At 41.9% G+C, this 26,584-nt stretch carries 24 protein-coding genes; 20 read left to right on the top strand and 4 right to left on the bottom strand.

Annotated features, from left to right (window positions below; translation table 11 throughout):
• The first annotated feature begins 14 nt into the window (after positions 1-14).
• Complete coding sequence (locus ABIE26_RS18030) at positions 15-887, top strand: helix-turn-helix domain-containing protein (RefSeq protein WP_310144409.1); 873 nt, start codon at positions 15-17, stop codon at positions 885-887.
• Between the two features lie 162 nt (positions 888-1,049).
• On the opposite strand, the gene ABIE26_RS18035 is transcribed toward ABIE26_RS18030, so the two are convergent.
• Positions 1,050-1,469 carry a winged helix-turn-helix transcriptional regulator gene (locus ABIE26_RS18035; RefSeq protein ID WP_310144412.1) on the bottom strand — a complete coding sequence of 140 codons (420 nt, stop codon included), beginning with the start codon at positions 1,467-1,469 and terminating at the stop codon, positions 1,050-1,052.
• A gap of 233 nt (positions 1,470-1,702) precedes the next feature.
• Between ABIE26_RS18035 and ABIE26_RS18040 the strand changes: the two genes are divergently transcribed.
• The 10 genes from ABIE26_RS18040 to ABIE26_RS18085 all read left to right on the top strand — a co-directional run bounded on the left by ABIE26_RS18040 (position 1,703) and on the right by ABIE26_RS18085 (position 10,590).
• Positions 1,703-2,431, top strand: a complete 729-nt coding sequence (locus ABIE26_RS18040) for an SDR family oxidoreductase (RefSeq protein ID WP_310144414.1) — start codon at positions 1,703-1,705, stop codon at positions 2,429-2,431.
• Between the two features lie 55 nt (positions 2,432-2,486).
• On the top strand, positions 2,487-3,488 hold the full coding sequence (locus ABIE26_RS18045; protein WP_310144416.1) for an NADP-dependent oxidoreductase: 1,002 nt from the start codon (positions 2,487-2,489) through the stop codon (positions 3,486-3,488).
• 176 nt (positions 3,489-3,664) lie between these two features.
• On the top strand, positions 3,665-4,291 hold the full coding sequence (locus ABIE26_RS18050; RefSeq protein ID WP_310144419.1) for a Crp/Fnr family transcriptional regulator: 627 nt from the start codon (positions 3,665-3,667) through the stop codon (positions 4,289-4,291).
• Between the two features lie 55 nt (positions 4,292-4,346).
• On the top strand, positions 4,347-5,138 hold the full coding sequence (locus ABIE26_RS18055) for a sulfite exporter TauE/SafE family protein (protein WP_310144422.1): 792 nt from the start codon (positions 4,347-4,349) through the stop codon (positions 5,136-5,138).
• A 79-nt stretch (positions 5,139-5,217) separates the two neighbouring features.
• Positions 5,218-6,606 (top strand): MBL fold metallo-hydrolase, encoded by a 1,389-nt coding sequence (locus tag ABIE26_RS18060; RefSeq protein ID WP_310144425.1) that lies wholly within the window; start codon positions 5,218-5,220, stop codon positions 6,604-6,606.
• Positions 6,607-6,655: 49 nt separating this feature from the next.
• The gene (gene trxA, locus ABIE26_RS18065) at positions 6,656-6,967 is read left to right on the top strand and encodes a thioredoxin (RefSeq protein WP_354376233.1); all 312 of its coding nucleotides are present in this window, start codon (positions 6,656-6,658) and stop codon (positions 6,965-6,967) included.
• Position 6,968: 1 nt separating this feature from the next.
• A complete protein-coding gene (locus tag ABIE26_RS18070; protein WP_310144428.1) occupies positions 6,969-7,532 on the top strand; it encodes a YeeE/YedE family protein in 564 nt (187 codons plus the stop codon).
• A gap of 8 nt (positions 7,533-7,540) precedes the next feature.
• Positions 7,541-8,035 (top strand): DUF6691 family protein, encoded by a 495-nt coding sequence (locus ABIE26_RS18075; RefSeq protein WP_310144431.1) that lies wholly within the window; start codon positions 7,541-7,543, stop codon positions 8,033-8,035.
• A gap of 190 nt (positions 8,036-8,225) precedes the next feature.
• Entirely contained in the window at positions 8,226-9,839 is a 1,614-nt protein-coding gene (locus ABIE26_RS18080) for a sensor histidine kinase (protein ID WP_310144434.1), read from the top strand.
• Position 9,840: 1 nt separating this feature from the next.
• Complete coding sequence (locus tag ABIE26_RS18085; RefSeq protein ID WP_310144437.1) at positions 9,841-10,590, top strand: LytR/AlgR family response regulator transcription factor; 750 nt, start codon at positions 9,841-9,843, stop codon at positions 10,588-10,590.
• Positions 10,591-10,594: 4 nt separating this feature from the next.
• Here the strand turns inward: ABIE26_RS18085 and ABIE26_RS18090 are convergent, their stop codons facing one another.
• Positions 10,595-11,329, bottom strand: a complete 735-nt coding sequence (locus tag ABIE26_RS18090) for a DNA-formamidopyrimidine glycosylase family protein (RefSeq protein ID WP_310144440.1) — start codon at positions 11,327-11,329, stop codon at positions 10,595-10,597.
• 18 nt (positions 11,330-11,347) lie between these two features.
• Positions 11,348-12,079, bottom strand: a complete 732-nt coding sequence (locus tag ABIE26_RS18095; protein WP_310144443.1) for an SRPBCC family protein — start codon at positions 12,077-12,079, stop codon at positions 11,348-11,350.
• Between the two features lie 307 nt (positions 12,080-12,386).
• On the opposite strand from ABIE26_RS18095, the gene ABIE26_RS18100 reads away from it, so the two are divergent.
• From ABIE26_RS18100 to ABIE26_RS18135, 8 genes are all read left to right on the top strand, one after another.
• Positions 12,387-12,926: an RNA polymerase sigma-70 factor gene (locus tag ABIE26_RS18100; RefSeq protein WP_310144445.1), complete on the top strand. Its 540-nt coding sequence runs from the start codon at positions 12,387-12,389 to the stop codon at positions 12,924-12,926.
• A 75-nt stretch (positions 12,927-13,001) separates the two neighbouring features.
• Positions 13,002-14,168: a FecR domain-containing protein gene (locus ABIE26_RS18105; protein ID WP_310144450.1), complete on the top strand. Its 1,167-nt coding sequence runs from the start codon at positions 13,002-13,004 to the stop codon at positions 14,166-14,168.
• Positions 14,169-14,324: 156 nt separating this feature from the next.
• Positions 14,325-17,822: a TonB-dependent receptor gene (locus ABIE26_RS18110; protein WP_354376234.1), complete on the top strand. Its 3,498-nt coding sequence runs from the start codon at positions 14,325-14,327 to the stop codon at positions 17,820-17,822.
• A 19-nt stretch (positions 17,823-17,841) separates the two neighbouring features.
• Positions 17,842-19,473, top strand: a complete 1,632-nt coding sequence (locus tag ABIE26_RS18115) for a RagB/SusD family nutrient uptake outer membrane protein (protein WP_310144456.1) — start codon at positions 17,842-17,844, stop codon at positions 19,471-19,473.
• A gap of 23 nt (positions 19,474-19,496) precedes the next feature.
• Positions 19,497-21,173: a DUF5018 domain-containing protein gene (locus ABIE26_RS18120; protein ID WP_310144458.1), complete on the top strand. Its 1,677-nt coding sequence runs from the start codon at positions 19,497-19,499 to the stop codon at positions 21,171-21,173.
• 22 nt (positions 21,174-21,195) lie between these two features.
• Positions 21,196-22,590 (top strand): alpha amylase family protein, encoded by a 1,395-nt coding sequence (locus ABIE26_RS18125; RefSeq protein ID WP_310144461.1) that lies wholly within the window; start codon positions 21,196-21,198, stop codon positions 22,588-22,590.
• Between the two features lie 8 nt (positions 22,591-22,598).
• Positions 22,599-24,029 (top strand): sialate O-acetylesterase, encoded by a 1,431-nt coding sequence (locus ABIE26_RS18130; RefSeq protein ID WP_310144464.1) that lies wholly within the window; start codon positions 22,599-22,601, stop codon positions 24,027-24,029.
• Positions 24,030-24,352: 323 nt separating this feature from the next.
• Positions 24,353-24,583, top strand: coding sequence for a helix-turn-helix transcriptional regulator (locus ABIE26_RS18135; RefSeq protein WP_310144467.1), 231 nt, complete (start codon positions 24,353-24,355; stop codon positions 24,581-24,583).
• Positions 24,584-24,654: 71 nt separating this feature from the next.
• On the opposite strand, the gene ABIE26_RS18140 is transcribed toward ABIE26_RS18135, so the two are convergent.
• A complete protein-coding gene (locus tag ABIE26_RS18140) occupies positions 24,655-25,377 on the bottom strand; it encodes a DUF4386 domain-containing protein (RefSeq protein WP_310144470.1) in 723 nt (240 codons plus the stop codon).
• Between the two features lie 97 nt (positions 25,378-25,474).
• Between ABIE26_RS18140 and ABIE26_RS18145 the strand changes: the two genes are divergently transcribed.
• On the top strand, positions 25,475-26,581 hold the full coding sequence (locus ABIE26_RS18145; RefSeq protein ID WP_354376235.1) for a helix-turn-helix domain-containing protein: 1,107 nt from the start codon (positions 25,475-25,477) through the stop codon (positions 26,579-26,581).
• Positions 26,582-26,584 lie beyond the last annotated feature (3 nt).

The raw sequence follows: 26,584 nt of genomic DNA on the forward strand, positions 1-26,584 counted from the left end.
TTATTAACTCTTTCATGAAACAAAGCATTTTTGATGTAAACCTTAAAACCATCGGCATGGTAAATGTTGATTTAGAAAGTATTGAGGCCATCAATTCCGAAGCATACAAATCTTATATCAAGGTGCTTTATCTTAATGAAGGATTTGAAATAAAAGTAGACTTCAACGTTTACCACACTACTAGCCCCACGCTGTTCTTTATCAGTCCAAATCAGGTACTCAGTATCGAAAAACTTGGTGAGCAATCAGGTCGTCTAGTGTTCTATAACCGCGATTTCTATTGTATACAGTTGCATGATGAAGAAGTTGCGTGCGATGGGCTCCTGTTCAATAACATCAATAATATGCCAATGACAGTGATACCCCAGCAGGATGCCACATTTATTGAATACCTGTTTTCTAGGATTGAGGATGAATTTGAACTGAAGGATGGATCGCTGGAAGAAATGATCAGGACTTATCTTAAACAGCTTTTGATCAAGTCTACCCGATTATGGAAGGTGCAACACCTGGAAGGGGTGATGGCCACCAGACCGAACAATGATCTTGAGTTCTTTAGGAAGTTTACCCAATTGGTTGAAGCAAACTTTAAAGAAAAGCATAATGTTGCTGATTACGCCGATCTGCTGGTGATAGCCCCCAAAACCCTTACCCATAGATTCAAGCGCCTTAAGCTTCCTCAACCAAATGAAATTATCAAGAACAGAATTATCCTAGAGGCAAAAAGATTGCTTGTACATACAGACAGAACTGCAAAGGAGATTGCATATGCCCTGGGTTATGATGATCCTGCCTATTTCAGCAGACTGTTTTTAATCAAGACCGGCGAACCGCCATCTGGCTTCAGGTCTAAATACCTAAGTATACACGAACCAAAACAGACTTAATCTTCCGGCGATGATCCTGATCACATCGCCCATTAGAGACAAGGGGGGAAAGGAAAAAAGAAGTATGGAACTGGATGCCGGCACTTGAACGTAACGTTAAACTTCCGCTGCTTTGAATTTACTTTATAACCTATCGAGATTATAACATACAGATTATAATATTCAATTGCCCAGGTGTTCAAGCAATTCTGCGGTCTTTTCTCTAATAAAACCTTCCTTGTCCTTTTTTACTTCTTCAAGCAGGTTTTTCCTCTCTGCCGGAAGTGTAAAATATTTACTGGCCCATAAGTTTATTTCAATCATTATGGGAAGTAAATCAACACCTTTTTGGGTTAATTTATAGAGCACTTTGGCTTTGCTATCCGGATGGTCCTGTTTAATAATTACCCCATTTTCTTCTAACATCTGTAACCGGGAGGCCAAAATATTGGTCGCTATTTTTTCATCCGATTTTAAAAAGTCACCATAAGTACATTGTTTGGAAAACATCAGATCTCTGACAATCAGTAATGACCATTTATCTCCCCATATGTCCAATGAACTGCTGATAGGGCAATCCGACCTCTTTTTTATATCCATCATAATAATAAAAAAAAACACTTGCAAATTAAAAGTTGTTTATATATTTGTACTTGCAAAACGCAAGCGAATTTACGCAATTAAATTATACATACAATGGAAAAGACGATAATTTTTAAACCATATAGCCTTAACGGACTGGCACTAAACAACCGAATAGTAATGGCGCCAATAACCAGGCTTTAACAAGGAAAAAGCCAATAAAGTGAACCTTAACAATTAAAAATAAATAAAAAATGAAAACCACAGGAAACACCATATTTATTAGCGGCGGGAGCGCCGGAATTGGCTTAGCTATCGCCAAAAAATTTAGCGCAGCAGGTAACAAGATCATCATTAACGGACGTAATGAAGAACGCTTGCAAAACGCCCTGAAACAATTGGATAATGCCATTGCCATACAAGGAGATTTATCGGTCAAAGCTGATAGGTTGAAAATTGCTGAAGAATTAAAAAGCAAACATGCCGACGTAAATATCATCATTAATAATGCTGGGGCTGCTTTTATGAACGATTTAAGCGACAATAACAATAACGCGGCAGAAAAAGCTTACGAGGAAATCAATACCAATTATATTAGTGTAATAGATTTTACTGCACTGGCTTTACCATTGCTTTTAGAACAAGAAGAAGCTGCCATTGTAAATGTTTCGTCTATAGCGGTATTTAGGTCTAATAAATATTTGCCAACCTACTCGGCAAGTAAAGCAGCACTGCACAGCTACACACAGGGCCTAAGAGACACCTTTTCAGAAAATGAAAACCTTAACGTGTACGAACTCTACCCGCCTTTGGTTAATACCGAATTCTCGGCAGAGATTGGTGGTGCAAACGGTATTCCGCCCTCACAGGTTGCTGATGAGTTGTTTATTGCACTTAAAGAAAACCAGTTTGAAGTTCCGGTGGGAGATACTAAAAGGATCCATGAATTGGTTATTCCAATTACAGAACAGACTCATCATTAACATCAAGCAACGACGGATTTAAAAGGTAAAAATCCTAATCACTTAAAATCATAAGATGAAAGCATTCGCGATAAAAAAATACGATAAGAAGGGAGTTCTTGAGCTTTTGGATGTGCCCGTTCCGATAATAAAGGAAGATGAAGTGCTCATAGAAATTCACGCGGCAGGCTTAAATGTTCTTGATGCCAAGCTTAAGGCTGGAGCGTTTAAATTGATATTACCTTACAAATTTCCTCTTACTTTAGGCCATGATCTGGCAGGAGTAATTACCAGGGTTGGACCAAATGTTAAGCTATTTAAAGTTGGAGACGAGGTCTATTCGCGTGTTCCCGATTTTCATATAGGAACTTTAGCTGAATATATTGCTGTAAACCAAACCAGTGTGGCCCTAAAGCCAAAAAACATTTCTATGGAAGAAGCTGCATCCATTCCTTTGGTTGCCCTTACTGCATGGCAAGCTCTGGTGGAAAATGCAAACCTGAAAAAAGGACAACGCGTTTTTATCCAGGCAGGCTCTGGAGGGGTAGGGAGTATAGCCATTCAATTGGCCAAATATCTTGGGGCAACCGTTGCTACCACTGCAAGTGAAAAGAGCTTTGCAATGCTGAAAGACCTTGGGGCAGATCTGCTGATCGATTACAAAAAAGAAGATTTTGAAACCATCCTGAAAGATTATGATGTTGTGTTGCACAGCCAGGATACTAAAACACTTGAAAAATCACTAAGGATACTAAGACCTGGAGGAAAAGCGATTTCCATCTCGGGGCCGCCTACACCCAACTTTGCAAAAACAAACGGAGCGCCATGGTTGGTGAAGGTTATTCTGTCACTGATCAGCTTTGGCATTCGAAGAAACGCAAAAAAACTGGATGTAGACTATTCATTTCTGTTCATGAGCGCCGATGGAAAGCAACTGGAGGAAATTTCCAAACTGATAGAACACCAAGCGGTCAGGCCAGTAGTGGATAAGATCTTTACATTTGAGCAGACCAACGAGGCTTTAAAGTTCGTAGAAAGCGGGCGTGCCAAAGGAAAAGTAGTCGTTAAAATAAAATAAAGCCTCTCAATTTTATCATTAATTTAATTTTCAGATCTGCCAGCTTTTTGTTCTAAAATAGTCTTGTAAGGTATAGGCGTTCCGACAATACCTTGTTTATCAAAAACAAGGTATGATAAAAAAAGCAATATGATTAAGGTCACTATTCCCTGTTGCATTAATACATACATTTGCTTATGGAAAACCTTGATCAAATTGAAGAGCTTAAGTCATCACCCGAATTAATTGCTAAACTATACCAGAATAGCATCCTGAAAAAATATAAGGCAGGCAGTATTATTTTAAATGAAAATGCCTACATCCGAGCTATTCCTATAGTGATCAAAGGAAGTATGAAAGTCATCCGCACTGACGAAGATGGCAGAGAGATTTTATTGTATTACATTAAAGCCGGGGAAAGCTGTATTATGTCGTTTTTAGGCGGTATGCATAACGAAACCAGTAAGGTGAAAGCTGAAGTGGAAGAAGATGCCGAAATTTTATTTCTTCCAATAGATAAAGTTTCTCTTTTTATCAAAGAATATCCACAATGGTTAGATTATATTTTCCGCCTGTACCATAAACGTTTTGAAGAACTGTTGGAAATTGTAAATGCCATTGCCTTTAAGAAAGTGGACGAACGATTGCTCAGCTTGCTCCATAAAAAAGCCGACCTTACCAGCAATAAAACCATTGCAATTACACATGAACAATTGGCTAATGAACTTGGCACAGCAAGAGTGGTCGTTTCTCGCCTGTTAAAACAACTGGAAGATAACGGTACCGTTCAGTTGGGCAGAAATAAAATATCCTTGTGTAACTAAAGTAACCGTAGCAGGAGTTGATTTGAGCTAGTTTTGAAATTATTAAATCAAGACAATGGAAATTACAGGTTATTCGGCTTCAATATTCATCGGCATTTCCCTCGGAATAATTGGCGGGGGCGGCAGCATTTTAACTGTACCTGTATTGGTTTATCTGTTTAGCGTTGATACCTTTTTAGCAACCACCTATTCTCTTTTTGTGGTAGGCAGTACCAGTTTAGTGGGGTCTTTCTCCTATTTTAAAAATGGGTTTGTAGATAGTAAAACCGCACTGTTCTTTGGCATCCCATCCATAATTGCTGTTTTTTTGACTCGCCATTATATTCTTCCCGCCATTCCGGAACATGTGATGAAAATTGGAGATTTTGAGCTTAGCAGATCTATTTTACTCATGGTGTTTTTTGCTGGGCTGATGATTTTTGCATCCTACAGCATGATCAAAAAAGATAAGAAAGAGAGCGCTGCAATTACCAAACCTGCCAACATCATCCCGATAATTGCGCAAGGTCTGATTGTTGGTGTGATAACCGGACTTATTGGTGCAGGGGGTGGTTTTTTAATCATTCCTGCACTGGTTAACCTTTTAAAATTACCCATTAAAACCGCTATTGGTACTTCCTTAATTATCATTGCTGTAAATTCATTAATGGGGTTTGGTTTTTCACTGGGTTATTTTCCAATAGATTGGCAATTTCTACTTACCGTAACCCTATTTGCTGTTGCAGGGATTTTTATTGGAATGTATCTATCAACTAAAATAGATGCTAAAAAATTAAAACCCGCATTCGGTTGGTTTGTGCTGGTAATGGGTATTTATATCTTAATTAAAGAGACAATATTGAAATAATTTTACTTGTGTAACCAAAGTAGCAGTACAGTAAAATTGAGAGTAGCAACTTTGTATTATAAAAATAAAACCTAACATTATGTTTTTTCAACACGTATATGACAAGAGCTTAGCTCAAGCAAGCTTTCTGATAGGTTGCCAGGCCACAGGAGAGGCCATTGTAATTGATGCACAACGAGATATGGATGTGTACCTTAAAATTGCTGTACAAAACAACCTTAAAATTAAGCACATTACAGAAACGCATATCCATGCCGATTTCCTGACAGGATCCAGAGAATTGGCCGCTGTAACTGGTGCCCAGCTTTATCTATCGGACGAGGGCGGTCCCGATTGGCAGTATCAATTTGATCACATTGGCTTAAAACACGGCTACAAAATTAAAGTGGGAAACCTCACATTAGAAGTGTTGCATACGCCTGGGCACACTCCGGAAAGTATCAGTTTTTTGCTAACAGATCATCCCGCTACAAGCGAACCCGTAATGATTTTTACCGGAGATTTCGTTTTCGTTGGTGATATCGGACGTCCTGATTTATTGGAAAAAGCTGCTGGATTAATTGGTACGCAAGAAAAAGGTGCAAAGCAGATGTATGAATCTATACAACGCTTTGCATTACTGCCTTCATTTGTGCAGGTTTGGCCGGGCCATGGTGCAGGTTCTGCTTGTGGAAAAGAATTAGGCGCTGTGCCAAGCTCAACTGTAGGTTACGAAAAAATAAGAAATTGGGCCTTCCATTATCAAAATGACGAGAGGGGATTTATAGACTATTTATTAGCAGGGCAACCTGAGGTTCCAAAATACTTTGCCATGATGAAGTACCTGAACAAAGTAAATCGTCCGCTTTTGGTCGAAATACCAAAGCATAAGGAGCTAAGTTCAGCAGAATTTTTACAGGCGTATAATGATGGGATCAAAGTCATAGACACGCGTAACAAAGTAGATTTTGCCGGGGGCTATATTCCTGGCAGTATCAACATCCAGCATAATAACAGCCTGGCCACTTGGGCCGGCTGGATTTTAAATTACCAGGAGCAGTTTATTCTGGTTGCCAATGCAGATGAAATGGAGGAAATTACCAGAAAACTGATGAGAATTGGTTTAGACAATATCTACGGCTTTGTGACCGGTGTTGGAAATTTAGGCATTGAGTTACAAACTGCTGATGTAATTGACCTCGAAACATTTAAAACGTATGTAGGTAAAGACAAAGTGCAGATTGTAGATGTACGTGGTTTAACAGAATATAATAATGGTCATATTGAAGGTGCAGTACACGTATTTGTAGGTACCTTGCAAGACAACCTGGATAAAATTAGTAAAGACAAACAAGTGGTAATCCACTGCCAGGGTGGTGACAGGGCTGCAATTGCCTACTCTATTTTAAGAAGAAACGGCTTTGATAGGATAAAAAACTACTCGGGCGGAATGAAGGAATGGGTGGCTAGCCAAGGCAAAACAATATAAAAACGTAACTTGTTTCATCATTGTTTGGTACATAATTAGCTGATTTTAAATGATAAAAATAAAAGATATGACTTTTCAAGAAATCATCAATCAAGAAAAACCGGTTTTAGTAGATTTTTTTGCTGAATGGTGCGGCCCATGCAAAATGATGGCGCCAATGTTGGAAGATTTAAAAAAACGGGTAAGCGATAAAGCCAGCATTATAAAAATCGATGTAGATAAAAATCAAAATGCCGCATCCGCTTACCACATAAGTGGCGTTCCAACACTCATTTTGTTTAAAAAAGGAGAAATACGCTGGAGGCAATCAGGTGTAATACCAGTTTCTGATTTAGAGAAATTAATAAACGAGAACCTATAAAATGATAGAATTTTTAAAACAACCCTGGCCTTGGTACATAGCCGGGCCCTTGATCGGATTAACTGTACCCGCGCTGCTGATACTAGGCAATAAATCTTTTGGGATTAGTTCATCGTTAAGACATATATGCGCGTCGTGCTTCCCTGCAAACATCCCTTTTTTTAAGTACGATTGGAAAAAAGAAGTTTGGAACCTTTTTTTTGTTTTTGGAATATTTTTAGGCGGTGTAGTTGCAATTGGCTTTTTGTCGAATCCTAATCCTATAGAAATAAACCCAAAATTGGCTAGTGAATTAGCTGGTTATGGAATTACTCACTACGATCATCTGGTACCAACTGATGTGATGAGTTGGGCCTCGCTGTTTACCCTTAGAGGCTTCATGCTAATGGTTGTGGGTGGGTTTTTGGTTGGTTTTGGCACTCGGTATGCTGGCGGTTGTACCAGCGGACACGCCATTATGGGCCTATCTAATCTGCAATGGCCTTCTTTAATCGCAACAATCAGCTTTATGATTGGTGGCTTCATCACGGCCAACCTAATTTTACCTTACATTTTATCTCTTTAAAATTCATTATGCAGCAAAATACAAACACAGATTTTGAAGTTCGTTCTTTAGATGCCATGTGCGTAAACGAAAGTCATTTAAACCATAGGTGGTATCATAATATTAAATACCTGGTTGTAGGGATATTATTTGGTATAGTTTTCGTTAAATCAGAGGTAGTTAGCTGGTTCCGTATTCAGGAAATGTTTCGCTTACAATCATTTCATATGTACGGCATTATTGGAAGTGCTGTGGTTGTAGGCATGATTTCGGTTTGGCTCATCAAGAAATTCAATATTAAAACCGTCTATGGTGAAACCATCGAATTCCACCCCAAAACATTCAATAAAGGGCAAATATATGGCGGCCTGCTTTTCGGCTTAGGCTGGGCAATTACCGGCGCCTGTCCGGGTCCTCTTTTTGCACAAATTGGCACCGGAGCAACCGTAATATTAGTTACGCTTTTAAGTGCCATTGCAGGCACCTGGACTTATGGTTTGTTAAGAGATAAATTGCCGCATTAAGTTCGTTTCTCAATGTGAAATTTGCCACCCGGTCTTTATTGCATTTATTGGAGGCGTTGGGTAATCTTTTTTATTTATCTCAAATACTGGACAAAACCATACATCTGCTATTTCGAGCGCAGCCTTTCCTGTTTTATGGTTTTAGTTTTGCTATTATTGCCACAAGTTTGATGAAAATTAAACTTACATTATGAAAAAGATAATCTTCACATTTCTCATCTTTATTGTTACGTTATCGGCAGTAAATGCACAAAAAGGCATCAATTTTTCCAGCAAATATGCTGCCGGAGGGAAACTCCTCATGTGTGTTGATAGTTCAGCCAAGAATGTTTTTTATGGTAATGTATTTCCAAATCAACCTTATACATCCTTTAATTATTTACCCGAAGTCAACAATGTAAGCGTCCAGATTTATTTTAGAAAGAATATAAATGCAGAAGACTACCGGTACACAATTTTAGCTGATGATGAACCAATAGTACTAAATAAGCCGTTCAACAAAGCGCAACTAAAAGACGCCAACGCAGGGGATGAGGAAGTATTCAGCTCTACAACACTGGGTACTTTTGCTGTCAAAGGTAAAATCATTACCATAATCACCTACGACATTCAAAAGCCTCTGAATGTATACAAAAACGTTTTTTACGGAAAACCGATTCCAAAAGCACAGATCAAAGGTTTTTCAAAACGTTTTGTGACAGACAAAGGTGTTGACTATAGCTGGATCACCAACCCAAAGGACAGAACAAATCTTACTTTCACTGAAAAAGACGACGAATTAACCATTGTAAAAGACAGATCAGATATTGATTATCTCTACTACACGTCCATAAAAGACAGGCAAACTAATAAAATAATCTTCGAATCCACTGCCTGGCAATATGGCGGTATAGTAGAAGAGCACGAGTTTTCACCCTTTATCAATATCGATAAAAGCATTTTCAAGAAATCGGGGGATTATGAGATTATCATTCAGCCAAGGATAAAATGGGAAGGCTGCAGGGATTGCGATTTTTCTGAAAAAGATATTGAAAATTACATTACCAGGCATACCCTTTCCATCACCTTAGATGAAGAAAAATATACCAAAAAAGAATTGCTGATCTATACCCTTATCGTCGCACTTACTATCGGACTGGCTTTTCTTGTTATCCTTTACTTCAACAAAAAAAGAAACAGAAAATTGCTTGCAGAAAAAGAGCAGCAAAAGAACACCGCAAAGCTCCAGTTGAACTCCATCCGTGCTCAATTAAACCCTCATTTTCTGTTTAATGCACTCTCGGGTATTCAAAATTTGATGAACAAAAACGAAACAGACAATGCCAATAAATACCTTTCTAAATTTGCCCGTTTAACCCGTAACGTGCTCGATGATAAAGAGCTGATCAGTTTATCGCAGGAAAAAACTTTGCTAGACGATTATCTGCAAATGGAGCAATTGCGGTTCGGCTTTAGGTACGAAATTAACCCGTCCGAAGATCTAGATTTAGCTAACATAGAAATACCAAGTATGCTGCTGCAACCTTTTGTAGAAAATGCGGTGAAGCATGGCATATCACAAAAAGCTACCGACGGAAAAATTGTTATCGGCTTAATGAAGCAGGGAAACGACCTGGTGTTAACAGTTACCGATAACGGAAATGGGTTTGACCCGCAAAAAAACACTAATGGTTTGGGACTGCAATTAAGTAACAGCCGAATAGCGCTGTTAAATAGTATTTATAAAGAAAATCGATTTACCTTAGCCATACAATCAACCCGTAACGGCACTAAAATAAGCTTAACATTAACCGATTGGCTGTAATATGATTAGAGCAGTTTTAATAGACGATGAAATTTCGAATCTGGAAAACCTGCGGACTTTGCTGGAAAAGCACTGTCCGCAGGTAGCTATAATCGCAACGGCACAAAATGTAAACGATGCGGTTGATGCGATTGAAAAATATCTGCCAGACTTGGTGTTCCTGGATATTCAAATGGGCGAGCAAAAAGGTTTTGATGTACTGAAACTGCTTCCAAGGCGTAATTTCGAAGTTATTTTTGTTACTGCTCATGACCAGTATGGGATACAAGCTGTAAAATTTGCCGCCCTGGATTACCTTTTAAAACCGATTGACATTGAAGAACTGAGCAATGCGGTAAATAAGGCCGCGCAGAAAATGGCGGCGCAAATACAAAACTCGCAGCTCGATTTTTTACTGCAGCAGCTAAAAAAGCCGGAAACCAACCTAAGCAAAATTGCCCTGCAGATGCAAAGCGAAATAAGGTATGTTACTTTATTGGAAATTATACGTTGCGAAGCAGACAATACTTATACCCACTTTTTCCTTTCCGGTGGTGAAAAAATACTGGTTTCTAAACCACTTAAAGAATACGCAGATTTGCTGCGCCCCAACGGATTTTTAAGAACCCACCAAAGCCATTTAGTAAATCCAAAATATGTGAAAAGCTGGTTAAAAGAAGATGGCGGTATTCTGCTCTTAATGTCCGGAGAAAAAATTCCTATTTCCAAACCCAATAAAGACACAGTAAAGCAAGCCTTACAACGGCTGTAATTTGCTACTCGTATAACTTTTGGCATACCAGGCAAAAAAACGTTCTTCTTTTGGTTTTTCCTAAATGTGCCTTCTGCAGGGGATGCCCTAGGGGGCACATTTTTTTGGTATTTACCAGCCAGTGTTTTTTGAGCACATAGGCTTTTTTCCATTTTAAAAAATCAAAACTATAGTCCCGTGCCGCTGCTATCAGTAATTTAAGTTTAGCCAGCGGCACGTTTTCTACCTGGTTTAATGGATGCAGGCCTACACGGTAAAGGACCTCGTTTTTTATAATATTGCCTACACCAGAAAACAGGTCCTGGTCCAGCAAAACGTCACAAATGAATGCTTCAGGTTTTGCCCTCACTTTTTTTAATGCTTTTTTTGGGTCCCATTCCTCAGCCATTACATCAGCAGACCAATCGTAACTGGCGTTGATATCCCCTTCAACATATTTCAACGCGCAGGTGTAAAAATTCAGTTCCGCATTTTCAAAAGCTAAGCCCAATCGAACGGGGGGTTCCTTCCGTTCGTTGATTCTGTAACTGCCAAACATTAAAAAATGTATCCTGAGCGCAAAACCTTCAAAACAAATCAGGAAATGCTTGCCCCAGCTTTTAAAATCAATTACCTGCTGATGAAGCATTCTTTCCTTATCAATTTTTGTATTGCCGGTTACCGCTGTAACCCGCTGCCCCTTCAAATGTTGAGCTTCAATAAGTTCTTTTAAAATTACAATCGATGGTCCTTCGGGCATATCCTTATTATGGACTTTTTAAACCAGCCCTGCATATTGCTTAAAATCACTTTCCTCTGCATAGGTTTTGAAGCGTTGGATGTCTTCACGTATCATGCGTTCAAATATGCCATTAAAAAGCGTGGTAATGCCCCTGCCTACGCTGCCTGCCGGAGGAAAGTAGTCTATTTCGATGTGCAACTCGGTGCCGGTTCCGTTTAAGGTATCGCGGAATTCCACTTTGCCTGCATTGTCTACCATAGAGCCCTCCAGCGACTGCCATCCGAGGTACGATCCCTCATCTTCCCTGGTAATTTCAGCATTCCAGTTCAGATCTATCAATCCACCGGGGGTATTGGCTGTCCAAAGGGATACTTCATCGCTTACCTCTTCCACGCTTTTAAGGTGCTTCATGAATTTGGGCAGGTTGGAAAGCTCGCGCCAAAAAGCATAAACTTTTTCTTTGGGCGCATTAACTACAATATCCTCAGTGATATTGATGGCCTGAGGATCTGTAGTGTCTTTACCTAGCTGTTTGTATAAAGGGCATACTCCGGTTGCTCCACGATAGAGCATGAGCCCGCCCGCTGCTGCACCCTGAAGTCCAAGAAATGGATGTTTGCTAATGTTCTTAATGCTTTTACAGAGCAACCATCCCCCGGCAATAAGGGATATGATCCTTTCTCCCTGGTCAATGTTCTCTTTTCCTGTACTGGCTAATCCGAAATTGGTTAAACGTTCTATCATCTGATTACTAAACTGGTTTTTCATGTGTAAGTGATTTATATATCTGTTAGATGGTGATACTCCCTAATGAACAAAGACCAATTGCTTTAGTTTTAGCGATGATGAAAAATAGCAGAGGCTGGCGCTATGAGCATAAGCTGTAAAGCGGATTAAAATAGATAGCTGCTATGTTGAAAGTTAGTTAATTAAAAATATTAAAAACTTTTTTGATCTTATTAAAATATGATTTACATTCATTTATTTATTAGTCATTGATATGCTGCAAATCACATCAATGGAACCGGCTGGGCAAATGACAGATTATAGTGGTTATACAGATCAACAGTTAATAATGCTTTTAAAACAAGGCAACCACACGGCCTATGCCCGGTTGTACGACCGTTATTTCCACTTGCTTTTTATATATGCATTTAAACGTCTTAAAGATGAGGCCGAAGCAAAAGATGTAGTGCAGGATTTTTTTACTGTACTCTGGGTAAAACGCGATACGCTGAATTTTACCGCAGTATTTCCGGCCTATTGTTTTACCGCTGTTAACAACAGAATTATAGATATTTTTCTGCACCAGCGGGTAACCGATAAGTATATAGGTTCCATTTCTTTACCTACAGAACAGGAGGAAGCCAAAACAGACCATCTGGTAAGGGAAAAGCAACTGATGGCTTATATCGATAAAGAAATACAGGCATTGCCCGTTAAGATGCGGAAAATCTTTGAGCTGAGCAGGAAATCTAATTATACCTACAAGGAAATTGCCGAAGAATTGTCAATTTCCGAGAAAACAGTGCACCGCCAGATGTCGAATGCATTGCTACGCCTGAGGACTAAACTTGGGCTGTTTGTTTTCCTGATGTTGCTAACAAAAATTTAATTTAAAATATTTTCATTTTTTTCTGCACGTATAGCCGGTACTTCCCCGTAATGTCTTTAAATACGGGAATTAGCCATGTCAGAACAAGAGAGAGCATTACTTATTAGATACAACGCGGGCCAATGTACAGCAGCCGAAAAGGCTGCAGTTGAAAAATGGCTTTTTGAATTCCATAATACCACTGCTGATTTATCTGCTGAAAGAATTGCAGAAATAAAAGCCGAAGTATTTAGCCAGTTGCCTGGCCCTGTTGTAAGTACCAGGAAATTCAGTTACTGGCCTGGTATTGCTGCCGCCATTGCCTTGGTGCTTGGCTTTGTTTATTTCTTTAAAGCAGAATACTGGCCGCTGGGCCACCATCAGCCTTCAGGCCTTAGCGCAGATAAGGTGTTGCCTGGAAAAAATTCGGCCACCCTTACACTGGCAAATGGAAAAAAGATTTTTTTATCTGATGCCCATAAAGGAGAGCTGGCTACAGAGTCGGGTGTGGTAATTTCAAAAACAGCCGACGGACAGATTATTTACCAGGTATCGCAAGCTGCCCCATCAGCTGCGGCAACTTACAATACCCTTTCTACCGCCAAAGGAGAAACTTTCCAGGTCCGTTTACCAGACGGTTCACTGGTAGTGCTTAACGCCGCTTCCACTTTAACCTATCCAACCAATTTAAACCGGGTTAACGAGCGTAAGGTGGAGCTCCGTGGAGAAGCTTATTTTGAGGTTGCAAAAGTAATGCTGCAGGCCGAAGGTAAAGCAAACCTTACTAAAGGCAAACGGAAACCTTTTATTGTGGCAACAGACAAGCAGCAGGTAGAAGTGCTTGGAACACAATTTAATGTGAATTGTTATGCCGATGAGCCCGATACAAAAACAACTTTGGCAGAGGGAATTGTGAAAGTGGCTGCCCTGGGGGTGGTAAAGCACGAATCGGTTTTGAAACCGGGGCAACAGGCTTTGAGCAGGGCTGAAGGGTTTTTGGTAAAAGATGTAAACATTAACCAGGTTATTGCCTGGAAAAACGGAACCTTTGATTTCGATAATGAAGATATCCAGAGTGTAATGCGCAAAATTTCGCGCTGGTATAATGTAGAGGTAGAGTTCAGGGGCGATGTTTCCGGAGAAAGATTTAATGGTGCGCTCTCGCGCGAAAAGAACATCGGTCAAATGCTTAAAATGCTGGAATCAACCGGAGTAGTTCACTTTAAAATAGAAGGAAGGAGGATTATCGTTATCAAAAACTGACCAGAAAGATAGTCCTCGATAAGTCAGGAAACCGACGGCAATCGGAATCCTGACTAGGTCTGGATTGCCAATACATAAATTACATATCAACTCACTGCGGTTACCTTCGCCATCTTGCAAAATGAAAAGGTAAAATCGCCTAACCAAACTTATCAAATGTACAATTTTTACTCAAAGAAAATGGTACAGCCACCAGACTGTATCGCAAGAATTTTGCTGATTATGAGGTTTACCCTGCTAATTCTAATCACCGCCATTTTACAGGTTAGCGCAAGTTCTTATGCGCAAAAAATAACCCTGTCTGAAAAGAACTCACCCCTAAGGAAAGTCTTTGATCAGATCAGGGCCCAGAGCGGTTACGATTTTTTATTCACCTCTGCTATACTCAAAGACGCTAAGAGCGTAAGCATCCATGTTAAGGATGCCGAAATTGATGTCGTTTTACGGAAAATATTTGAAGGGCAGCCTTTAAAGTATACCATCGATGAAAAAACCGTGCTCATCAGGGCCAAAGAAAAAAACTTTCTGGATAACCTTATTGCAGGTTTACAGGCAATTGATGTACGCGGAAAGATCCTGACGGAAACTGGAAACGACCTTGTTGGGGCTTCTATTACAGTTAAGGGAACCAGCCGGGTGGTCAGAACAAATGAAAAAGGAGAGTTCTTTATTCCCGGTGTAGACGAAAATGCCATACTTGTGGTTACATATATGGGTTATCAGACCAGGGAAATAAAAGCCGAAAAAATAATCAGCCTCGTATTAAAGATAGACATGACTGCTTTGAGCGAGGTAGTAGTGGTGGGTTACGGAACCCAGAAAAAATCTTCTCTTTCAGGTGCGGTGTCCTCTATTAAAGGCGAGGAATTGCTCAAAGGGCCGTCTACCAACCTATCCAGTTTATTGGGCGGCCGGCTTCCGGGCATATCATCGGTACAAGAATCGGGCGAACCCGGCGTTGACCAGGCATCATTGAGGATCCGTGGTTCCAATTATGCGGTTACCTATATTGTAGATGGAATGCCGCGCTCTATCAATGATCTGGACCCAAATGATGTAGAGAGCATATCCGTATTAAAAGATGGTGCTGCGGCTTCAGTTTATGGTTTAAAAGCCGCAGGCGGGGTAGTGATCATCACCACCAAAAAAGGACTTTCCGGAAAGCCAACCTTAAATTACAGCGGTGCTACCGGCGTTTCGCTAAACGCCAATTTCCCGGAATTTATGGATGGGCCTCAGTTTGCCCATTATTACAACATGGCAGATATGATGGACAAGCTGGCAAATGGCACCATCAAAAACAGAAATGAATATACACCTATATTTCTGAAAGCAGATGTGGATGCGATGCTGAACGGAGACCCTAACGATGGCTGGGACAATGTAAACTATATTGATGAAGTATTTGGAACCGGGCGTACCACCAAACACAACCTTTCTGTACAGGGCGGTAAAGACAACACCAATTACTTTGTATCACTGGGCTACCTGGGCAATAAAGGTAACATCAAAAATTTTGAATATGACCGTTACAACCTGCGCAGCAACATCAGTACCAGGATTGCGCAGAACCTGAATATGGAATTTGGCGTGGCCGGCAATACCGGCTACAGGCAAACACCAGGTTTCCTGTCGGGCGGTACGGATAGCAGCCCGAGTTTAGGCGAACAGGGATGGTTTTCCATTGCCAAGCAAACTATAGGAATGCACCCTTACCTTCCGGTTAAGTACAATGGCCTGTATACCGGGGTTACCCCAAGAAACAATTCGGGCGCACCAAATAGCCCGCTTGCGGCAATCAATGAATCAGGTTACAAAAAAACGAGCGCAGTAGATTTGCAAACCAATATATCCCTTGAATACAAAACACCATGGTTAAAAGGCTTAAGTTTTAAAGCTACAGGGGCTTATGATTACAGTACATCACACAATAAAAACCTGGATACATACTACTCGGTAAATGCGGTAAGGCTAACCGATGCAACCAGTAAACTGGGTTTTAACAAAATGCTCGATCCGAGAGGGCGGTCGTTCAATTTCCTGGGCGAAGGCCAGTCTCAGAATAAACAACTGGTAGGGCAGGGAAGCGTGAGCTATAAAAACACTTTTGCCAAACATAATATTGATGTGCTGGCACTGGTAGAGATCCGCAACAACAAATCAAACTCATTATCGGCCTACGCCAAAGATGTGGCCTTTCCGGAGCTGCCCGAACTGGGCCTTAACACACCGGCCGATAATCCGATTGGCGGATGGAGCGCCGGATCCAGGAGCCTGGGTTATGTGTTCCGTTTAAAGTACGATTACAACGAAAAATACCTGGCTGAGTTTACCGGAAGGTATGATGGCTCTTATAAATTTGCCGGCAATGTTGAAGGCAAAAGATGGGGCTTCTTCCCTTCGGCTTCATTAGCCTGGAGGGTATCCAAAGAAGATTTCATGCGCAACCAGACCAGCATTGATGATTTAAAAATCCGTGCCTCTGCAGGTTTGCTCGGAAATGATGGCGTGCCAGATTTTGCTTTCCTGAGTACCTATTCCTTTGGTAGCAAACTGCCGGTAAATGGTGCCCTGCAAAATTCACTGTATACCAGTGTTATTGCCAATCCAAACCTGTCCTGGGAAAAAACACTGTCCTACAATGTTGGGCTTGATATGACCATGTGGAAAGGGCTGTTGGGTATAGAGTTTGATGCCTTTTATACCTATACCTATGATATCCTTACGGGTATGTCTGCCGGCTATCCGCCTTCCATGGGCGGTTACTATTTTTCTTATGAAAACTTTAGCGCAACAGATGCAAAAGGCTTTGAACTGTTGTTAAAACACAGCAAAAGTTTTAACCTTGGCGGTAAAGCGTTTAATTACCGCATATCCCCTAATGTTACTTTTGCCAGAAACCGCTGGATAAAATATCCCGATAGCGAGAATGCTCCCGAAATTCAAAAGGTTACCGGAAAAAGAACAGGAATAGTTTCCGGCTGGATTGCCGAGGGGCTGTTCCGCTCAGAAGAGGAAATCGATAATTCGGCCTGGTATGGCAGCCGTCCAAATATGGGCGATGTGAAATACCGCGACCTGAATGGCGATGGTAAAATCGATTACCAGGACAGGGGCTTAATTGGCAGGCCAAACCGGCCCGAGCTTACTTACGGGCTTAACCTGGCTGCAGAATGGAACGGTTTCGACATCAATGCCCAGCTTACCGGGGGGATGTTTTTTGATGTATCGTTAACAGGTACTTATTACAATTATTACGATGACAATACCATCTGGACGCAAACCTTTAAAGAGGGGGCAAACTCACCTTTATTTTTGGTAGAGAATGCCTATAGTATAGATAACCCTAACGGAACATTTCCAAGAATGACCTTAAGTTCCACTACACACGGTGGAGACAATGGGCTGGCTTCAACTTTCTGGTTCAGGGATGGAAAATACATCCGCCTAAAATCTGCACAGATCGGATATTCCATACCTAAAAAGATTATGGACAAAATGGGCCTGGTCACACTGCGTTTTTTTGTTGAGGGATCTAACATATTTACCCTGTCCGGCCTGCCAAAAGGAGTCGATCCCGAGTCGCCTGGTGTAAACAATGGCTATTATCCGCAACAGCGGATATTTATGGGCGGTGCAACACTCTCTTTTTAAACCTTAAATTTTGATTCAAATGAAAAAATATATCTACAAAGCAGCTTTGATTGGCCTGGCCGCTTTAAGTTTTTCTTCCTGTAAAAAGTACCTGGACATGACACCTACTTCTGCAGCCTCTGATAAACTGGTATGGAGCAAGGTCGAATATGCTGAGCTGGCCATCAACAGCTTTTATCATGACCTGAATTACTTTGGCAATTTCAGTACGGGGCAATCTATTGCAGGCATAACAGATGGATTTACAGATGCATTTAAATATTCATCGATGACCTACAATGCCTTTATGTATATCCCCAATGAAATTGCTTATGGCGGTAGTGTACTTACACCCAACTATGTGGCGGTTTACCTGGGCAACTGGGCAGCAGTTTATGAGCAGGTAAGACGGGTTAACGAGGCTTTGTCCAATCTTAAAAAGTACAGCACTTTTACAGATGCCGACCGCAACCGGCTGGAGGCAGAAATCAGGTTTTTTAGGGCCCAGCTTTACTTTGATCTGGTAAAACGCTATAAGGAAGTTATCATTTACGATGAGGACCTTTCAAAAATCAATAAAAATATGGGCTTAAGCACAGAAGCCCAGGGCTGGGATTTTGTACAGGCCGATTTAAATTTTGCTGCACAACACCTGTTGAACAGTAAAAACCCAAATGGGAGGGTAACCGTTGGGGCAGCTTATGCCTTGTTATCAAGAGCCATGCTGTATGCCGAACGCTGGGAAGCAGCAAAAACTGCCGGGGCCAGGGTATTGGAAATAGGCTATGAGCTAACAGGCAATTATGCTGATGCATTTAAAGCCGGAAATACCGAAGCCATTCTTCAATACAGTTACAATAAGGCCTCCTTTACCCATAGTTTTGATGCAAATTATGCCCCCGGCGGCGACCGCAAGGGAGCAGGGGCTATGGGCACCCCAACACAGGAAATGGTAGAATCTTATGAGCTGAAAACAGTTGGGGGCTTTCCAGACTGGACAGCCTGGCACAATACCTCCGGAACCACAGATGAACCACCATATGCAAACCTGGAACCGCGTTTTCAGGCCAGTATCTTATACAATGGCGCAAGTTGGAAAGGACGGAAAATAGAGCCATTTATTGATGGAACAGATGGCTGGGCAAGTTGGAAAGACGATGCAGTGCCCGCAGGGCGTACCGTTACCGGTTATTTTTTAAGAAAGCTGCTGGATGAAAATATTGACCTGAGTAAAGACGGATCAACACAGCCCTGGACGGCCTTTCGTTTAGCCGAAGTATTGCTGAATTATGCAGAGGCCTGTTACCGTTCTAATGCCATTGCAGATGCCAATGCAGCAGTACGTAAAGTAAGGGCCAGGGTAGGGCTACCTTACCGTGATAAAAGCGGGCCAGACCTGATGGCCGCCATTATGCAGGAAAGAAAAGTTGAGCTGGCCTTTGAAGGCTTCTATTACTGGGACATGAAACGCTGGAAGCTGGCCGAAAGCGCATTTACCGGAAAGCGCGTTCATGGACTCAAGATAGAAAAAGCGGGGGCCGGGTTTAAGTACACCTATGTAGACTGTGATAAACAAGACCGTAATTTCCCGGCAAAAATGTACCGCATCCCATTGCCTACGGCTGAAATTACAAACAACACTGCAGTGAAACAATTTCCTGAGTGGAATTAATTGCATTATTAAGAAATGTAAATATGAGAAAGCACATATTCAATATCATTATAGTGGCTGTAGTTGTCTTCGCAGGCTGTAAAAAAGCGGTGTATGTACAGCCTACAAACGACGCCAGGGGCATTAGCAGCCTGGTGGCCAAGTTTACTACCGGCAACCTGAAAGAAACGGAAGCCGTTAAGTTCGATATAACCGGAGCAGAAACAGACCAGTTTGTGATCCCTGTACCCTGGTTTTTTCCCGAAGACAGCGATCATGAAACTACGCCGTATATGAAGGCGATGAAGATTGAGGCCAACCTGGCCAACAACTGCAAAATAGAACCAAAACTGGGTATACTGGACCTTACCCGGGAAAACTTCTTTACCTTTACAGATCAGCTGGGCAATCAGAAGCGGATTTCCATCCGCGGAGAACGTACCAAATCTAAAAAATCGAGCATTACTTTCTTCAACATTGAATCGGCAGGGGTAACCGGGCTCATTGATCAGGATAAGAAAACAATCTCCCTAATTACAGTTGAAGACCTGTCAGCGGTGAATGTAGAGGTCACCATGTCTGCACATGCTACTTTAGACCGTTCACTGGAAGGTATGAATCTGAATGCCCCAACCCAGCTTACCGTAACCGCGCATGATGGGCTCACAAAAACCACTTATTCCATCATGAAAACGGCCCCGGCTAAAATTACCTATGGTTTTAGAAGTGGTTCCGAAAATTTAAGCTTTAACCTTAACCTGGGTACTTTGGGTTATACCGATGGAAGTAAGCCAAGTCTGGCGGCATCGGGTAATTTCCTGGTGGTTTCTACTGCCAACGGACAGGCACCTAAGTATTACAACAGAAGCACCGGTAAGTATGTTGGGCTGATGAATTTAGGCGCAGCAAAAGGCAATGGCAGTGTGGCCAGCGATGCTGCCGGAAACATCATTGTGGCAGATTATACCAATACAGGTGAAACCTTAAAAGTATACAAAACCAATGCGGTAACAACGGCGCCTCAGGCCTTCATCAGCTGGACAAACAATTCGGGTTTCCCTGTAGGCAGTAAAATGTCTGTTTATGGAAACCTGAACGAAAAGGCAATTCTTATTGCTACCTGCGATGGGACTGCCGCTTCGGGTTCTAACCGGTTTGTAAGGTGGGTAATTACAAATGGAGTGGCAGGAAGTGCCGAAGTAATTACTGCCGCTGGTATTCCTTTCTGGGGAGCAGGCGTAAACGGCACCAAAGTAACTTCCAGAAGCGCCAACATTGCCGACGGATCTTTTGTTGGCTTTTACGATGGCGGTGTAAACAACCTGTATTACCTGGATGGAAACAATACCAAAGCATTGAGCCTGGCCGATCAGACTTCCGGTAACGGATGGGGCATTAACAACAGCTTGGCCGATGCCAAAGAATTCAACAATGCTAAATACCTGGCCTTCTACTGTCCAAGTCATTTCCCGGGATGGGGCATTTCTTCGGAATTATATATTTATGATGTTTCTTCAATGGGGAACTTTAAAGGCAATGTAGATAAAACCGGGGCATTGGTGTTTTCTGCCAAATATGGTACTGTAGGAAATGCGGTTTCGGCTAGTGGCGATGTGTTAATTGCCCCAAGTACCGATGGCTACAAAATGCAGGTCTTTACCATTGATTTTAATGCAGGCAACCTGGCTTGTTACGAATTTAATTGTGTTGACGTAAAATAACTAAGCATAAAATCAACCAAGTATGAATAGGAAGAATTTTTTGATGGCTACAGCTGGCCTGAGCCTGTTTGGCTTTGCCTCGTCCTGTAAAAAAGATAATGCAGCAATAGAATGGATATGGGATAAACCAAATGATCCCTCCCAATCCGAAAAACCAAGGTACATCTGGATTGATGCTGCCGCAAATTTTCCAGACTATGCAAACAGTAAGGAGAACATTAAAAGGGACCTGGCTAAACTGGCCGATGCCGGGATTACAGATGTGGTGGTAGATGTACGCCCCAGTATGGGAGATGTGCTGTTCAACTCTGCGCAGGTACAGCAGGTAAAAAAACTGGATGTCTGGTCATCGGGCGGATACGGATTTGTGGAACGCACGGCAACATGGGATTATTTGCAGGCCTTTATTGATGAGGGGCATGCCCTGGGGCTTAAAATCCATGCCGCCATAAATACCTTTGTTGCCGGTAACAATTATGCATATGGCCTGGGGCAGCAGGGAATGCTGTTCAGGGAAGGGACTAAAAAAGAATGGGCAACCACTTTAAACCTGCCCGGAGGGCTGGTAAACGTAATGGATATTACCACCGCCCAGGACCCCGATAACAGTTATGGCACCAAATTTATGAACCCTGCCAATGATGATGTGCAACAGTATATGCTCAACATTATCGGCGATCTGGCCAGGTACAATATTGATGGGCTCATTCTGGACCGCTGCCGGTACAATAATTTTGTCTGCGATTTTTCTGCCGTTACCAAACAGAAGTTTGAACAATACATTGGTGAAACCGTCGCGAATTTTCCAAATGATGTCATCGTTCCGGGAACACCATCTTACCCCTTGCCAGCTACCATGCCCAAACATTTTAAGAAATGGATGGAATTCAGGGTAAAAACAATACACGATTTTATGGTAAAGGCCAGAGAACGTGTAAAATCGGTAAATGATAAAATGCAGTTTGGAGTATATGTGGGGGGCTGGTATTCTACTTATTATGATGTAGGGGTAAACTGGGCCAGCCCTAAATACAACACTGCGCAGTTTTATCCGGCCTGGGCAAGCCCTGCCTACAAAGATTTTGGCTACGCCGATCATATGGACTTTGTGTTGATAGGCGCTTATGCACCAACCGATCGCATATATGGTTCAGGAGAGTGGACCGTAGAAGGCTTCTGCAAAAATGCCAAAACCCTGATGCAGGGAGACACCCGGGTTTCAGGCGGGCCCGATGTTGGAAACGGGGCTGGCTGGGAAAACGGTGGTATGGATGCTGCGGTAACCAAAACTGTTGATGCCGCAATAAACGCATGCGACGGCTATTTCATTTTCGATATGGTGCATGTTAAAAGGTACAATTACTTTGCAGCCTTAAAAACAGGCATTAACAATTATCTGAACAGTATCAAAAAGTAACCAAATCCATGAATAAAATAACTAATCTTTTCATTATCGTACTCTTATGCAGTGTTGTTACACAGCTAAAAGCAAAAGTAAAGCTCAGTACAGTATTTGGAAATCATATGGTTTTGCAGCAGCTGTCAAAGGTAACCTTTAAGGGATATGCCCATGCAAATAAACGCGTAAAAGTTAAGGTTGGCTGGAATAAGGTAAAGTATGCAGTGGTGGCCAATCCATCCGGGTATTTTGAAATTACGGTGCCTACACCAGAATCTGTTGCAAAACCATATGAGATTAGTTTTAATGATGGAGAGGAATTGCTGTTAAAAAATGTGCTTATCGGCGAAGTATGGTTTTGTTCCGGGCAATCTAACATGGAAATGCCGGTAAAAGGATTTCGCGGCCAGCCGGTTTTTGGTACCTTAAAACATATAGTAACGGCCAATCCAAACAGAAAGATAAGGCTATATACGGTAAAACGTGCCTGGAACACCATGCCACAGGCGGCAGGGGTTGTGGGCGAATGGAAAGAGCTGTCGGCAAAAGACGTTGCCGGGTTTTCTGCAACGGCCTATTTTTTTGGCGATATGCTGGAGCAATCGCTCGGTGCCCCTATTGGTCTGGTCAATTGTTCCTGGAGCATGTCAAAAATTGAAACCTGGATGGATAAGGAAAGCCTGGCCGGCATAGGGGACATTACATTTCCCGATGTCAATCAAAAGGAATTTGAATGGGCCGCAGGAATGCCTACGCTTTTATGGAATGCCATGGTAAACCCCTGGAAAGGATTTCCGGTTAAAGGCGTGATCTGGTACCAGGGAGAAGCCAATACTGCCAATCCGGCTTTGTATAAACAATTGTTCGCTGCAATGACAAAACAATGGCGAACGTTTTTTGAGGCTCCCGAGATGCCATTTTATTACGTTCAGCTTGCGCCCTGGCAATCGGGCGGGAAAGATCTGATGGACTGGGCATATTTCCGGCAGGCACAACTTGAACTGATGAATGAAATTCCAAATGTGGGAATGGCAATAACCGCTGATCTGGGAAGCGAAGTTTTTATTCATCCGGCTCATAAAATTGAAGTAGGAGAGCGGCTGGCTTACTGGGCATTGGCAAAAACCTACGGCAAAGAAGGCTTTGCATATTCGGGGCCTATAATTAAATCGGCCAGTTTAAAAGATACCGTTACAGAGCTGGTGTTTGATTTCGGGAAGGATGGCTTAAACCCCGAGAACGAAAAAATTACAGGATTTGAAATTGCCGGTAAAGATGGCGTTTTTAGGGCGGCCGAAGCATCAATACTGAATGGTTCGGACCGCGTTAAAGTGTGGTGTGAGCAGGTTAAGGAGCCGGTAGAGGTGCGCTATTGTTTCAGGAATTATAAAATTGGCAATTTATGCAATAATGCAGGTTTACCTGCTGCTCCTTTTCGTGCAGTTATTAGCAAATAGCAGTTATTCAGTCGTTAGCTGTGTTCGTACTGCGTTCGGGATGCGTTTTACATTAAGGGCGCATTGAAGGCCCATTGATTAGGGGTTGATAGGGCCTTGATATAGCCAGGGGCCTTAGCAAGGGCCAGCCAATGGATATTCAAGGCGCTGTCAATCTCTAACGCATCCCGAATTCAGGTCGAATTTCTACCTATTGATAGACGTTTCTCAGGTAATCCCAGAACGTATAAAGTAAATTACTTACTTTCCAGCTCCGGTTTTCGCAAGCGCAATCCTGATGTCCAGTTTGTGCCAGGCCATGCTCAATAACCGAACTGGGCAGGATGGTTGGCATTAACCAGATGAAACTGAAGGATGGATTCAAAGCCTTATTTGGCACAACTATTTTTGGTCTGGTAAGGGAATTGCGAATGGTTAACGCCCGACGGCTGCTGCTGGATGAAAAATTACAGGTGAATGAGGTGGCCGAAAAGGTAGGATGCCAGCACCCGCATCATTTTGCCGTCGCATTCCGCCGCCGGTTTGGTATATTACCGGGTACACTTAAATCGTGAAAAGGGGTTAAATGCATTTAACTAGGCCCTGGTGCACGTTACTCGATTATAAACTCATAAGCACAAAACATTTAATAAAAAAATGACCGGAATGAGGACAATGGAGTATAGGAAGGGGCAGCGGGCTGCAGATCGCTTTTGTTAAAACCCTTTACTATCAGCCATATTCCTAAGACCAATTCATGAATTGCTGTTGGCACATTTAAAGCTAAATAGCCGTATGTAATCACATCTACCTGCCGGAACAAAAACAAGATGCTGGCACTCACAGCTAAAAAAGCGCCGACCATTCCCCATAGAGATAACCATTGAGGAATTAATTTTGACCTGTAAAGCAAAAGATAGCATAAGTAATTTCCGGTACACAAAACCAAAACCATAAACACATGATTTACATAATCACGTGATGCCTTAAGCACATTTCCTAAAAGCCCGGGACCGACGCTGCCTTGTGAAGGGTTTTGCAAATAGGCCTCACTTAATGCAAGAACAGCTAACAGCAACGTAGTTCCAATAATTGAAAGCGCCGCGGCCAGAATTCTGAAACCTAAAAATCCGATGGATAAGCTGCGGTTAAACCTTTTGATTTCAGGATACAACAAAATGGCAACCCCCATATAAGTGAGCGACATGATAAACTGAAAAACAGCAGCAAGCAGTACCCCGTTGGAATTTTGGGCTGCCGCTGTGAGGTAAGTTTTTGAATCAACCGCCGGTGCAACACTAAATATACCTGAACACATACCCGACAGTATAAGTAGCCCCGCTAAACGGATTTTTTTATCAGTAGTCATAATTTATAATTTTACTGTGTTTTACATGGTGTATATTAAATATACAATTGAAAACCTGGATAGGGCTAGTTGAAGTCTCGACTTTATTGCAGTATTTTTGAGGAAACTGAAAAACATGAATACTTTTATGATGTGCTTTTCCGCCGGTGCCTGTTTTCTGCTTAGTTTTCTCATGTTTTTTCACCCTTTAAGGCAAAATCTTGTCGCAAACAGATGGCTTGCGCTTTTTGTGCTGACCATGGGAACCGCGTTTCTGGGCATTAGTTTGGAAACCACGGCATTGAGTAACTTACAATTTATATTACCGCCCGCTCTTTACCTGGGTACGCGTTATTTTGTTGAACCGCTGCTGGTTTTCAAAAAAAAACACTGGCTTCATTTTTTGCCTTACCTGGTGTGCCTGATTTTTCAGGCAATTTGGGCTACAACAGGCAGGGATTTCATAACAGCTATCCTTTTTGAAACCGGAAATTTTAAATTTTTAGTCCGTGATTTGCTACCCTTTCAGTTCCTGGCATATATAACCATTTCTTACCAGATACTGATAGTGCACAAAAGGAACTTAAAACTAATTACTGCTGCTGTTAAAGAAATAGACCTGGACTGGCTCCGTTATTTTCTAGTCATTTTGGCAGTGATTTCTATTTTTTGGATAAATGACGCAGTATTTGGTTTTGCTGTTTTGCTAAAGATAATGCCTGTTATTTATACTGGTGCTGTATTTTTTCTCGCTTATTTTTCTATGAGACAGGTTGCTGTTTTTGCTTTCAGTAACGCCGAGCTGGAGGAGATCTCCGACTTACTTGAGCACCCTTTGCCCGATGATAAGCAGAAAACGGCGAGACTTAGTGATAAGCAACTCGCCGTTTTATCGAAAAAATTAGATGAGCTGATGGTTGAGGGGCAAATTTTCCTGAATAATGACCTAAGTCTTCCATCCCTGGCAAATCAGTTAGGAGTAAGTATTCACGATACTTCTTACCTGATCAACAAACTTACCGGAGGCAATTTCTATAACTTTATTAACCAGCTTAGGGTTGAAGAAGCCAAAAAACTGCTGATGGCCGGGCGTATAGAAGAGCTGAATATGGTGGGCATTGCTTTTGCCGCTGGATTTAACTCAAAAACTGCCTTTAACACGGCGTTTAAAAAATACACGGGCTGTTCGCCAACCGCATATATTAAGCAGCAAAGCAGCAACTGATAT

The sequence above is a fragment of the Pedobacter africanus genome (assembly GCF_040548825.1).
Taxonomy (GTDB): Bacteria; Bacteroidota; Bacteroidia; order Sphingobacteriales; family Sphingobacteriaceae; genus Pedobacter; species Pedobacter africanus_A.